At 33.1% G+C, this 13451-nt stretch carries 15 protein-coding genes; 3 read left to right on the plus strand and 12 right to left on the minus strand.

What is annotated here, in order from left to right:
• Positions 1–355: 355 nt before the first annotated feature.
• From QM524_RS24950 to QM524_RS24995, 10 genes are all read right to left on the minus strand, one after another.
• The gene (locus QM524_RS24950) at positions 356–835 is read right to left on the minus strand and encodes a toxin-antitoxin system YwqK family antitoxin (protein ID WP_283346740.1); all 480 of its coding nucleotides are present in this window, start codon (positions 833–835) and stop codon (positions 356–358) included.
• A gap of 254 nt (positions 836–1089) precedes the next feature.
• Positions 1090–1470 (minus strand): hypothetical protein, encoded by a 381-nt coding sequence (locus QM524_RS24955; protein WP_283346741.1) that lies wholly within the window; start codon positions 1468–1470, stop codon positions 1090–1092.
• Between the two features lie 160 nt (positions 1471–1630).
• Entirely contained in the window at positions 1631–2059 is a 429-nt protein-coding gene (locus QM524_RS24960) for a hypothetical protein (protein ID WP_283346742.1), read from the minus strand.
• 249 nt (positions 2060–2308) lie between these two features.
• On the minus strand, positions 2309–2737 hold the full coding sequence (locus tag QM524_RS24965) for a hypothetical protein (protein WP_283346743.1): 429 nt from the start codon (positions 2735–2737) through the stop codon (positions 2309–2311).
• Between the two features lie 269 nt (positions 2738–3006).
• A complete protein-coding gene (locus tag QM524_RS24970) occupies positions 3007–3351 on the minus strand; it encodes a hypothetical protein (protein WP_283346744.1) in 345 nt (114 codons plus the stop codon).
• Positions 3352–3569: 218 nt separating this feature from the next.
• Positions 3570–3911, minus strand: coding sequence for a hypothetical protein (locus QM524_RS24975; RefSeq protein WP_283346745.1), 342 nt, complete (start codon positions 3909–3911; stop codon positions 3570–3572).
• A gap of 296 nt (positions 3912–4207) precedes the next feature.
• Entirely contained in the window at positions 4208–4561 is a 354-nt protein-coding gene (locus QM524_RS24980; RefSeq protein WP_283346746.1) for a hypothetical protein, read from the minus strand.
• Between the two features lie 229 nt (positions 4562–4790).
• Positions 4791–5231, minus strand: a complete 441-nt coding sequence (locus tag QM524_RS24985; RefSeq protein ID WP_283346747.1) for a hypothetical protein — start codon at positions 5229–5231, stop codon at positions 4791–4793.
• A 362-nt stretch (positions 5232–5593) separates the two neighbouring features.
• Positions 5594–5983, minus strand: a complete 390-nt coding sequence (locus QM524_RS24990; RefSeq protein WP_283346748.1) for a hypothetical protein — start codon at positions 5981–5983, stop codon at positions 5594–5596.
• Between the two features lie 169 nt (positions 5984–6152).
• The gene (locus QM524_RS24995) at positions 6153–6518 is read right to left on the minus strand and encodes a hypothetical protein (protein ID WP_283346749.1); all 366 of its coding nucleotides are present in this window, start codon (positions 6516–6518) and stop codon (positions 6153–6155) included.
• Positions 6519–6886: 368 nt separating this feature from the next.
• Between QM524_RS24995 and QM524_RS25000 the strand changes: the two genes are divergently transcribed.
• A complete protein-coding gene (locus QM524_RS25000; protein WP_283346750.1) occupies positions 6887–8125 on the plus strand; it encodes a hypothetical protein in 1239 nt (412 codons plus the stop codon).
• 309 nt (positions 8126–8434) lie between these two features.
• On the opposite strand, the gene QM524_RS25005 is transcribed toward QM524_RS25000, so the two are convergent.
• Positions 8435–8707, minus strand: a complete 273-nt coding sequence (locus QM524_RS25005) for a hypothetical protein (protein WP_283346751.1) — start codon at positions 8705–8707, stop codon at positions 8435–8437.
• Between the two features lie 552 nt (positions 8708–9259).
• Here QM524_RS25005 and QM524_RS25010 point away from each other — a divergent pair.
• The gene (locus QM524_RS25010; RefSeq protein ID WP_283346752.1) at positions 9260–9724 is read left to right on the plus strand and encodes a hypothetical protein; all 465 of its coding nucleotides are present in this window, start codon (positions 9260–9262) and stop codon (positions 9722–9724) included.
• 407 nt (positions 9725–10131) lie between these two features.
• A complete protein-coding gene (locus QM524_RS25015; protein WP_283346753.1) occupies positions 10132–10557 on the plus strand; it encodes a hypothetical protein in 426 nt (141 codons plus the stop codon).
• A gap of 933 nt (positions 10558–11490) precedes the next feature.
• On the opposite strand, the gene QM524_RS25020 is transcribed toward QM524_RS25015, so the two are convergent.
• The gene (locus QM524_RS25020) at positions 11491–13440 is read right to left on the minus strand and encodes a RagB/SusD family nutrient uptake outer membrane protein (RefSeq protein WP_283346754.1); all 1950 of its coding nucleotides are present in this window, start codon (positions 13438–13440) and stop codon (positions 11491–11493) included.
• Positions 13441–13451 lie beyond the last annotated feature (11 nt).

A 13451-nucleotide genomic window follows, 5' to 3' on the forward strand; every position in this document is an offset into this window, starting at 1 on the left:
TCTATTATATCTTTGCTGAGTACGTAGTACATAAAAGGTTGCTTGGTATGGTTCGCAAAACAAATATCAGCAACCTTTTTTATTTTTAAGCAATTCTACCAAAAGTCAAGATGACTTCATTATGAGTTTTGAGTGATGAATTGTGAAACTATTGTAGATTTGGGATTTCTGATTTCGGACATAAAGTGAAATAGACTGTGCTGGTGCTGGATTGAATCCAGCACCTTTTTTTTCTCTGGATTCTATCCAGAAGCTTTCTTTCCTAAACTTTATAAGGGAGTTGACTTTTATAATAGGATTAGAATCCTTAGATTGAATTAGTACTGGCTAGGAAGCCAGTACTAGCAGGGGGGCATCACTTTTTGAATACTTTTTTAGTTAACATCTTTCCATTATCCCATTTTTCTTGTTCCGTTAATACACCATTATCATCGTAATAAAACCAATCACCTATTTTTTTGTTATCAAAATATATCCCCTTGATGGTTTGAACCCCCTTGTCACTATAACACTCAAATTTACCCCTAAATTTACCTTGATGAACTTCTGCCTTTTGAACAATTATGCCGTGTTCATTATAAGTTACTGTCTCACCTTGCACTAAACCATCCACGTAAGTCTCAATATTTTGTAAAAAACCTATACTATTGTAATTAATCCATAATCCTTGTTTTAACCCATTTACTTCTATTCCTTGTGGAATGGTATATTTTTTTTCGAACGTTGTGTAATAAACTTTAACTTTTTGTGTTTTTGAGTCCGTACAAGAACCTAATATAAAACATGCTAAGTTAAATATTAGGATTATATTTATTATTACTTTCAAATTAACCATATCTATCACTATTTAAACTAAAAAATAGAACAATTTTTATTGTTGTCCATATATTATCCTGGCATTATCAATTATAGTTTTTTGAGCTTTCATATCTTCACACGCTGGTGCTGGCTTCCTAGCCAGTACCTATTTTTTCTCTGGATTCTATCCAGAAGCTTTATTTTAAAACTTTACTATTGAGTTGACTTTTATAATAGGATTGGAATCCTTAGATTGAGTTAGTACTGGCTTGGAAGCCAGCACTAGCAGGTTTATTCTACCTTTATGTCTTCATCTCGAATGTACTTTTGCCAAAAAGATAAATATTCACTTTTATTCAAATAACAGTAGACTTTACCATTTCTGACATCAATAACTGTATACTTTCTCTTCTCTATTGGGATGTCTTCCAACTTCAAACGACATGAAATTGAGTCAGTTGATACAGCGCAAATAAAATCGTCGTTAAATTTTAGATCCTTTATCGGCTCTATCCAACCACACGAAAGTCCCGGAGTTGCTACTGCTAAACGATTCGAGCAAGAACCTTCTATAATATAAGTACTACCTCCAGGCAAATCAATGACATCATCTGACATATTGCAGCTATTTAAGACAAAAAAGCAGGCAGTAAAAATTAGTTTTTCTCTCATAATAGGTTCACCTCGTGGATTGATAGCAGTGTGATAAATAGGGTTAAAGTTCTTAGAACGTGTTAGTACTGGCTTGGAGCTCGGTAATAGTTGGGGACAATATTGAACCAAAATATCTGGTTTTATAAACAGTCAAAAGCTTTCGAACTTCTACTGACATTTATCGTTGTACTCTATAATAAAACTTAGTGGTTTGACCTTTTTTATAATTGTTGTTTACAAAACTAAGGTTTTGAATGGACGGAACAAAGTTGAGTGAGTCCAGACTAAAAAAAACATTTTCCTTCGAAATGGGTAAGGAGTCTCCTTGAAATGCAATATTTACCTCTATCGTTTCTTTAGGGATAATGGCAGCCATTGCACAATTACCATTAGTATCAGTTTTAGAATGAACGGAAAAAGTCTCTTGAAAATTCAGTAGACCTTTTCGCTTATAACCACTAAAGTAAATCACTACATCTTTAATTGGTCTACCTTTGGTATCTGTAACGTTCAGTTTAACGGTTGTTGGAGTTGTAATTTCTTCTTCACAAGAGGATAGTGATAACAAAAGAAGAATGGCGAGTGATTTAAGAATTGTAGATTTCATGAGAAATATTTAGAATAAGTTTAAAACCCCTTGCTGGTGCTGACTTCCTAGCTAGTACCCATTTTTTCTCTGGATTCTATCCAGAAGCTTTCTTTTAAAAATTTTACTATTGAAATGAATTTCGTAATAGGATTGGAATCCTTAGAACGTGTTTGTACTGGCTTGGTACTCGGCAATAGTTGGAGACAATATTGAACCAAAATATTTGGTTTTATAAACAGTCAAAAGCTTTCGAACTTCTACTGACATTTATCGTTGTACTCTATAATAAAACTTAGTGGTTTGACCTTTTTTATAATTGGTATTTACAAATTGGGGATTATGAAAGTAAGAAACAAAATTGAGGGAGTCCAGACTTATAAATACATCATCATGGTAATTATATAAAGAGTCTCCCCCCACTTGAATACCAATTTCGATCGTTTCTTTTGGGATGATGATAGACATAGTACAATTACCATTTGTATCAGTTTTAGAGTGAATAGAGAAAGTTGGTATAAAATTCAGTAAGCTTACTCGTTTAGAACCCTCAAAGGAAAATCTAAAATCTTTTATAGGTCTACCTTTGGTATCTGTAACATTCAGTTTAACGGTTGTTGGAGTTGTAATTTCTTCTTCACAAGAGGATAGTGATAACAAAAGAAGAATGGCGAGTGATTTAAGAATTGTAGATTTCATTGGAGTTATTTATGGTAAGTTTAAAAATAATGTATAGAAATTTTATTACCCTTGCTGGTGCTGACTTCCTAGCCAGTACCCATTTTTTCTCTGGATTCGATCCAGAGGCAATCGTTTCAAAACTTTACGATTGAAATGACTTGCATTATGATATAAATAGCATACTAAAATCCTTAGACAGAGTCAGTATAGGCTTGGAAGCCATCAATAGCGGAAAAATAAAAACTTCGATATTTTTTTATTTTTTTCGTAGAAATCAAAGGCGGAAATTACTTTTTCTCTCTAATAATTATCTTATCTTCACCATCATGGATAAGATAAGAATAGTTTTTATCTTCATATTCTGCAATTACTTGATTCCTTCCCTCAACATTATGAAACGTCGAAATATCAATTGAGCTAACAAGAACATTTATTTTCTTAAGGTCACCATTTACCATTTCATTTTCTATGGTTGTTAGATATTGATTATCTCCCATTTTAATAAACAATTCTCCTAAGATACCTTCGTATATCGGATATTTTATTTCTTTCGAGAATTTAATATTCATTCGTCTGTATACGAACATTAGCCAAAAAATAAAAGCTGTACCTAAAACCAGTTTCTTAAACATAATTCTATTTGTAGTTTATTATTTTAAACAATTGTATATTAGCTGGTTGGCATTATTTTCTCATGCTCGTACTTGCTTCCTAGCAAGTACCCACTTTTTCTCTGGATTCTATACAGAAGCGTTCTTTTCAAAACCTTACTATTGAGTTGATTTTTATAGTAGGATTAGAATCCTTAGATTGAGTCAGTACTGGCTAGGAAGCCAGCACTAGCAGGTTTTTATTTACTATAATTAGTAAATAATGTGTCTGTCTCCATAAATATCCACTTTTCATTCGTTCTTCTCAGAATGCCTTTTAGAGTCATTTTTCGATTTTCTCCAAATAATGTTAATTCAAATTTTGTTGGTAAATCCTTGTGATAATTAGAGTCGTCAAAAGTATACTTGTAGTCATTAACTTTACCAATTTTACTCTCTATTGAGGAGTCTTCTTTCATTTTTTCAACAGACTCATTCAAGATCTCAGGGGAAAGTCTATTAAAGACTATATTATTCACTGTATCTAAAAATACATTTGCTATAATTAGGGTAATTATGATTTTAACTATTTTATTTTTCATGATTCTCAAGTGACAATTTGAATTTAACTCCCATATAAGTTTTGCACCAACTGAGAACTCTGCCCCTTATTTTTCTCACGCTGGTGATGACTTCCTAGCCAGTACCCATTTTTTCTCTAGATTCTATACAGAAACTATCTTTTAAAAACTTTACTCTTGAATTGATTTTTATAGTAGGATTGGAATCCTTAGATTGAGTTAGTACTGGCTTGAAAGCCAGCACTAGCGGGTGAGTCAGCATAGGCTAAGTAACCAACACTTGCGGGAAATCAAGGGAGCCATATATATTTGAAACATTACTTAATTGTCCTTTGAAAACGTACTATTTTCCAATCATAATCATTACTTTTCCCAGACCTTTTTAATTTTTTAGCAAATCCCTTAAAATAAAGAGTTTTTGAATTACCATCAATCGTACCTTCGAAATGTAATGAATCCGTTTCCTCAAATTCAATTGTATTGTAGTGATATTCAAAAGTACCAAAATCACCACCAATCGAATTCATTAAATCTTTATCTTTCTTCATTTGGTCTACAAGACCTTTAAGAACCTTTGGTGTAGTTGAGTCTATATATGAAGAGATTACCATTGAAAAAATAAATGATATTACAATTAATATAATAATTCCTTTGATAATTTTTCTTTCCATACTAGTTTGAAGAGTTTAATGTTGTTTTCCACACGCTGGTGCTGACTTCCTAGCCAGTACCCATTTTTTCTCTGGATTCGATCCAGAGGCGTTCTTTTCAAAACCTTACAATTGAGTTGATTTTTATTATAGGATTGTAATCCTTAGATTGAGTCAGTACTGGCTAGGAAGCCAGCACTAGCAACGAAATTATCAGCCTTCCAGGTCTACTTTAAGTAAAGAAACAGCCTTACTTACACATATTAACAGATTCTGGCGGTTGAATCCAGTCAATAAATATTTTTTTACCTTTTTCTATTAGCATATTATCCTTAGAGTAAAAAAAACAGCTATCTGCTCTTTCTTCATAAATCTCTCCTATGTTTAAGGTATTCATGCCTGTTGATTTAACTATTGCTCTTTTGTTATCAATTATACACAAGTAATCATCAAGACTATCTGATGGATTAAATCTTTCAATATCAGAACTAATCAAATCTAAGCAAATATATCCAGAGTTATGATCAATCTCTTTTTTTGCAATTATTCTACCTCGAAAATTAAATTTGTAAGTATTCAAATAGTAATCAGTATTTTTTTTCTCAGGAGCAATAATCAGAAGATATACGCAAACATAGAAAAAGCATATGGTAGATATTATCCATGTATATTTTTTTAAAAAAATTATCATGATTGTATTTTTTTATTATACTTTATCAGAGTTTATTATTTATTCTTCTGAAAGTAACTCTAAGATTATGTAATCCAACAGCAATATCCATATTCGATCTAGGATATGACTGGTTCTTAGGCGTATTTTTTCTTTGACGACTCTTAATCTTTTTACTCACGCTGGTGCTGGCTTCCTAGCCAGTACCCATTTTTTCTCTGGATTCTATCCAGAGGCTTTCTTTTAAAAATTTTACTATTGAATTGATTTTTATAGTAGGATTAGAATCCTTAGATTGAGTTAGTACTTGCTAGGAAGCCAGCACTAGCAAGGGCAATTGAAACACCTTGTGGATAATTTTGAGAAATACATAGAGCCCTCACTCAGTGTTTTTTTTTGATAAATCCATAATATATCACAGCACTTAAACCTACTAAACTTAAAGCGATTGTAGCTATTAATTGATCATAACTGTTTTCATGAGGTAATAAAATAATATTTGAACCTTCAAGATATTTAATATCCACGATGTCACCAATCCTATGACTCTCACAATAGTTCCCTCCAATTTGAGTATCGAAAACTTTACCCTGATATTCCACTTTCATGTGCCATTTTACCTTTGTACCAAGACATGAACTAGGCTTTTCAATAATTTTCATTTTGACAATTTCGCCTTTCTCATACACTTCGATTTCTTTGTGTACAGAATTCAAGAAAAAAAGTGGAGCAATGAATATGATGATACCTAAAACAATATTTGTCCTTTTCATTAGTTTGGCTGAATTAAAACGATAGGTCTTTGCACATTAGTTACATCTTTTTTTACAATACATACGCTGGTGCTGGCTTCCTAGCCAGTACCCACTTTTTCTCTGGATTCTATCCAGAGTTCTTCTCTGCAAAACTTCATTATTGAGATGACTTGAACTAGCATTGTAATTATTTAATCCGTTTGAAAAAGCTTGACATAAAGATGGCATTTATATGAACATAGTCTAGCTGCATTGTATCTCTGTAAAATACACATTTATAAGTAGTCCCTTCTGTATTCAGAAACCCATTATTTTCCCAATAATATTTTGTTTTAACTATCTGACCAGTGGAAGATTGATAGTGCAAGCGGAGGCTATCTTCAAAATATTCATAATACCATTTTACACCAGCAGGAGCTTGTATTCTTCCATTACCGATACCAACGAATTCCCATTTTCCTAAAATCGCTTTTTGTGGAGAAACCTCCTCGTCTTTACAGCTTATAGACAGCGTAAATAACAATAGTAAAATAAGTGCAGAGCGTGTTTTCATTTTTATGTAAGTAGAAACGATGAAAATCTAATTCTCGTTAAATTTTAAATATAATGATAAGATTAAACCAAAGATACTTCTTTAACAAAAAAGGTTGTAAGTAGCTTTCACTTTTATAGGGTTTACACACGCAACGCGGGTACTAGAAAAATAATTGTACTTTTTTTAATCCAACACAGCTAATATTTAGTTAATACTTTATGCGTCTGAAATGTTTTTCATTTCTAATAAATCTTTATTGCTTGATAGCAACAATATAATCCTTTGATAAACAATATATTAATCCTTATTCTGTTTATTTTCCCGCTGCTATCATTCTAATAAATAGCATATTTAATCATTAATAAATACATTATTCAAAAACTATTATGAATCACATCCTTACAAGCATTAGTTCAATGCTCTTATTTTTTTGTGCCTTAAATACTTCATTTGCTCAAAAAGATCTTACACACCCCCTACCTTCTAGTATTGTTTATGTGGACGCACTCAGTGACTTGCCCAGCCCTCAAAATGGCGTAATAACCCTCAATTCTGCCAAGGTATATATCATTTCGGGTTCTGTTGACATAGGACAGAATAGTATAAACTTAAATGGTGCAGGCTTGCGAGGCTTAGACCCAGGAAAAGACCGAATTATTTCAGCTACTAAAGGAGCTGTGCTCAGAAGTTTAGATGTCGATGTTTATTTGGAAAAGGTTTGTGTTATCCCATTAAGTGCTGCTACTACAGCATACGATTTTGAGGATAATACAGGTACTAAAGCCCTCAATTTATTAGCAGGGAATTCAGTAGTAGAAGCGCCTAGAGTTGCTAGCGGAGGTGTAGGAAGATTTAGTGGGTTCAACTCAATGTTTATTACGACCAACTTTTGGAGATGTAAAGATGGATTGAAGGTGACAGGAACAACAGGTAAGTTTTGTAGTGCCTACAATTATATTACGGGAATATCTTCAGGGGTTGGCATTGAGTTTTTAGCCGATTTTGAAGCAAACGACATTGATATGTCGAATAACTATTTCGTTTTTTCAGGAAGTACTGCTATTAAATTTCATGAGAAGGCAAAGGTCGATCAGGCAAGGATGAATGGTAATTTATTTAGAGGACCAGCCGTGCTTATTAGTGGATTTGATTCTCATACGCCTGGTTGGGAAATGAGACAAAATGGGGCTGGTTTACCTGATACAAAACCTTACGCCTTTCTGTACATGAATGAAAATACGGCTGTAACGAAACTAATTTCTCCTAATTTATTTACGAAAATAGCAGGCGAGACAACGACCATGAAAGCTGATGGTTTTGTTGCAACAGCAAATCGAGTTACCTATACGGGCAAAAGAACGCTGAATGCTCGTATTTATGCCAATGTAGGAGGAAAAACCCCAGAAGCCAATTCTGATTTATCAATAGCAATTTATAAGAATGGTTTACTCCAAATAGCGCCTAATTCATCTATAGCTGTAGGAGGAAAAGGGGAAGGATTTCAGTTAACCTTAGAAACCATCGCTGAAATTAACCAAGGAGACTATTTAGAAGTATTCATCAAAAACAATATCAATTCAACTCCTATCCTTGTAAAGGACTTGCAATTGAGAATTAGTGAGTAGTTTTTTTTGTTAGTATTAGAGAGCGTTTATCCCAAAAGATAAACGCTCTCTTTAAGTTAGATAATAGACATCATGCACTTCTAAGATAGAAATGATGGGAAAGTTTAAAATAGTAGTAACTGGTGCAGGCTTCCTATCCAGCACCCATTTTTTCTCTGGATTTTATTCAGAAGTAATCTTTCCTAACCTTCACAATTGAGCTGACTTTCACCGTAGACTTACAGCATTATAATAGAAAACCTATTTTTCAACAGGATTGAAATTCTTAGATTGAAGCAGTACTGGCTAGGAAGCCAACACTAGCGGAGATTATTCCTGTTTTTCATTGGTGTTTGGTAGTAAAACTGCATACACTTTCCAGGCTTTTTCCAAATCGTTAAAGAGCACTGCCTCTACAACACCATGATAAAATATATCTTTTCTCGAATCATGAATTGAGAGGTAATCTGTCTTGAAAAATCGTTGGTTAACATTTTTAGAAAACACAGGTCGTATGATTGATTTTGTCTTTTCGGGAGTATTAGGATCAAGCAATAATCCGATTGTATCCTTTTTCTTGAAAAAATATACTGTTGTTGGCATAGATTTTTATTTAAAGTAGTTTTATTCATCTAAAGCATCATGCCATAAAGCTTCTTAAAATTCATTGGGAATATTTTTGCCGAAAGCTCAATGACTGAATGTTATTTTGCCCACTAACTTATGCCATAAACTTTTAATTAACATAATGACAAGGGGTAATGTAAAGTTACAGCTTTGTAATCTTGATATATTACACTTTCTATCAAAATAGCATTATCATTACCCAAAATTCACTTAAACTTCGAAATGTTTAAAGCTCTTAAATTTCATTTTACTGAAGAGAAACCTTTATAACGTTAATTATCATTAGAGGTATATTGTAGAGAACTGTTTAAAATATCCAACTTGAACCAGTCAAGTAAAAAATTCGTAGAAAGGGTTGGATTCCTTAGATTGAGCTAGTACTGGTGTAAACAGCATATTGAAAGCAATTGCCTAGTTTTTAAATATTTTGACAATAAGGATGTCTACTTTATAAATCCTAACAATAAACAAGTGGTATTATTTTGGGGAAAGTTTACAATTTGCATGATTTACTCCTTTCGTTATACTATGGCATTATTAGCAGTACATTCAAAAAAAAATATCGATGTTGATGATTTAATAACATGTGTAATCAATAGCGCTATCAAAAAAAAAATTAACTTTAATATACATTATTATGGAAATACGAATGAAAATGAATTTGAATACGAAGTTTTTTTTCAAAAAGATAGCATCCCATACGAACATGAAATGAACGTGGATGGACATTCCCTTTCTTTTAGCCATGTGCAACTAGCAAAATATAAACTAAACGGGGAGTTATTGGATAGTAATTACAAATATTTTATGATAGATTATTGGAGTAACGGATTAGGGACAGTTGATTTGCTGTTACATGAAATTTTATTAGTGTTGGCCAATACATCTAATGACATGTATTTTGAATTTTATAATTTTTCAGAATCTACGATATATTCCAGTGAAGATTTGAAAAAAAAGCTTAATGAGTTTGTGAATATATTCAGTTTATGAGATTTGGCAAAAAGTGAACGAAATCATCCCCCTGTAAGCTTCCCTACAAAATAAGGTAGGCATAATTCATGTTCAAAGGGAGGTAAAATCATTTCTCAGTCAATAAATGATGTTGTTAAAAAGGTTTTTTCTAATCCCAATAAACTTCATCATCTTATTGAAGCTAGTTCAAACTCAATGCACCAATGGTAATCGATTGTTCTTAATAAGAACTCTGCTAATATACTAGATATAGTAAAATAAGTTCTTGAATATGAGGTAGATGAAATTTATAGAGGCGGAACAAAAATATACAATAAAAGTTGCATGTATTACTGGATATGGAATTACAAAAGTTGTTCAAATTCCTAATTTTAGGATTAACGGAGCCTTGACTCTTCCAAAAGGATGGGGTAATTTTTAGAAATATGAAAAAACTGATTGAAAGTTTGAATCAAATGGATATAAATAGTCTTTGCGATTATTGTTTAATTAATTTTGAAGACAAAGGTTTATTTCTTTTAAACTACCTAATTCAACGATTTGATAGAGAAGGAGATGAAGAAATAGCATCAATAGTTGACGCATTATTGAATACCGTAGCATGTTATTGGGAAGGTGCAGATTTATATAAATTATATTTCTATGAATCTGTATTATCTAAAAATCCTGAATCAAAAAATTACTTGGCAAACATTTTAAATTTTGGACTTCCGCCTTATTATGGAAGTATGAACGACTTATTTGATTTTCAAAAATATAAAGAAACCTTATTTAACCTAGACCCGCAAAATTCAATTTTTAAAGAATTGGAAAAATATAGTTCTTATGATAGAAATGGAAATCCTATCTAAAACAGAGCAGCTATCAACATTATTATGACGAAATGTAACATGTTTGGTAACATACTAGCAGATTGATTTGAGGTATTGAACTATCTCTATTAGAACTGTACGAAAGATTCTAAAACTGTCTATTTCGGATATCGGATGTTGGATTTCGGAAGTGTAAGCTTTTATGTTTTGTGTAAAATAGAGGTATTTTACTCTATTTACGAAATCCCAAATCCGTAATTATTGGAAATCCTTTGTACAACCCTATATCTCCATTAGCGATTTCTGCACAAGGGAATGGAATTCTTATCATCTGCTCAACTAATAAATCCTAACAAACATCAATGGGCTGTCGCTTTTTGATGTAATCTAAAATTTGAGGTAACTTCAGTTTTGTGTTTTGCAGCACTACAAATATAAAATATATCTCATGACTTCATATTGGCAGATAAGTGCTTTAAAAAAAATAGAATTTCCTAAAAATCATTCACTAAAAAGTAGTATCTTCAACCATTAATCCACTATTTATCAGTTTGAGACATTATACTTTTCTACAAAAAGTAAGTACTATTAAAATCATGAGAAATCTTTTGACTTAAGATTCTTAACTCTCAACTCATACTTTATAGTGGCTATTTTAGGTTCGAGATTCATTTAAAGAAAAGTAAAAGCCACAAGGCATAAACTTATCTGACACTATTCATATTTGATTCAGGCATCGAAGTTTTCGATGCCTTTTTTTGTACCTATACTACTCAATAAATTTACTCCGATAACAACAAAGCTGTGAAATAAAAAAGGCGATATCCATTACTGAATATCGCCTATCATTAATAAATCAAGTTTTTATTATAAAGTTTTATACAGAGTTAGACCCAACTTATTGTGAATGTAAAACATTGACAATAAAAATTTTACATTCACAATTCATCATTCACAACTCTGCATTAATCATTAATAACCAGGGTTTTGCATAGCAGTTTTTTGTTCAGATGTCAAAGGTTTTCCTCCGCTGTACACGCCATCCAAGAAAGTCTGAGGAATTGGTCTCAACAAGTGGTAATCTTTGATATTGTTTGCTGCACCAGGGTTGTAGGCTTTTGCTCTTGCCACCAATGTTTTGGTTCTGCTCAAATCTTCCCAACGGTGGAATTCACCACAAAGCTCTCTTGTTCTTTCGTTCAATACCAAGCACAACATTTTATCATAAGTAGACGTATAACCTAGTTTGTTGATTACGGCTACATCTTGTGCTGGCAAGCTGTTGATACTTGAAATTTCAAGAGCAGTTGCTGTAGTCGACACTGGAATGTTATTCGACTCATAGTATGAGTTTTCAGTCATAAATGAGTTGATGTTTACATTTTGTCCAGATTGAGATACAACATAAGCTGCAGCACCGTCTGTATAAGCAGCTCTATCTTCTCCAGCTTTGTAAGCAGCTCTTTTTCTTACAGCATTTATATAAGGAAGTGCTGCGTCATAAGAACCTTGTCCAAGATTTGCCAAGCGAATTTTTGCTTCAGCAGCCATCAAATACGTCTCTGCGGATCTAGCCAATACCATATCTCTATAACCTCTTACTTCGTTGATAGCCAAACGTGCACCGTCAAAATGCTTACTCAATGATGGGAAACGAACGTCTTGCACTAAACTTTTGCCATCCGAAGCATGGGCTACATATACTGTAGGGACTGTTTTGTTAGTTTTTGAGTAAACAATCTCATCCACATATTTCGTTTTTGTAAAACGTGTATCTGATGGACTATTGATAATAAACATCAAACCAAGGTCGCCGTTAACGTATTTACCACTACCGTTATTAAGTCTACTTTTTGTTCTAAAACTTTTCCAGAATCTTGAGTCATTTACTTGATCGAAAGCATCATACGTAAAATAAGTAGGTGCCAAACGGCTAAATGGACGCATACCCGTTAAGTCACGTTGCATATACGGAAGGTCATCATAACGTGCCGTAAAGTACAAGTGCTGGTTATTGAAGTTTGTCGCCAACAAATTGTCACTAAATTGTGCCGAAAGAATCAACTCAGACAATGATTCATTGGTACCATTAGGCTTGTTATAAGCCCAAAGATCGCCAAAATTGTTTGCCAAAGGGTGTCTAGCGATTACTTCGTCCGAAAGAGACACAACTTTTGCTAAATCAGCCGCCTTAGTAGAAGAGTTCCATGCATCATTGATTTCACTAGCTCTTGATAAATAAGCTTTTGCCAAGTAGTGAGCTACTGCATCTTTTGTGATTTTAGCAGGACCTCCTGTATTATCTAATAAATCGTATGCTTTTGACAAATCATCAATGATTTGAGCATATACTTTATCTGGACTTTCACGTGTAAACTCCAACTCTACCGTTGTACTAACACTCAATTTCAATGGTACTGCACCATATTGACGAACCAATCTTAGGTAGTTGAATGCACGCAAGAAATACCCTTCACCTAAAGCAGTCTTTTTGATGGCATTGCTTGTCGACTTACTTTCAGTAGCTGATTTAACAATTTGATTGGCCAAACCAATAGCAACATAATAAGTATCCCAAGCTCTTTCTGCTGCGATTGTATTACTGGTCACTACGGTTACGATAGGCTTAAAACCACCATCATAGTTGTTCCAAGGGCTGTTTGAGCCATCACCTCCTACATGAAACTCATCAGTTCCGTAGTTGGTCGTTGCAAACTGAACCTCCCCACTCAATGGTACATTGAATGTTTGGTTGTAAGCACCCGTTACAGCTGCTTGAATACCTTCGTCGGTTGAGTAATAGGCATTACTTCTTTGAGTTGTTAACTCTTCTTTTAGGAAGTCTGACTGACAAGACATCGTTGCTAAAAGAGCGAATGCACAAATACCTGTTTTTATATATCTAAACTGTACTTTATTCATCGTAAAAATCA

Origin of the sequence: Flectobacillus roseus (genome assembly GCF_030056595.1) — a bacterium.
In the GTDB taxonomy this organism is placed as follows: Bacteria; Bacteroidota; Bacteroidia; order Cytophagales; family Spirosomataceae; genus Flectobacillus; species Flectobacillus roseus.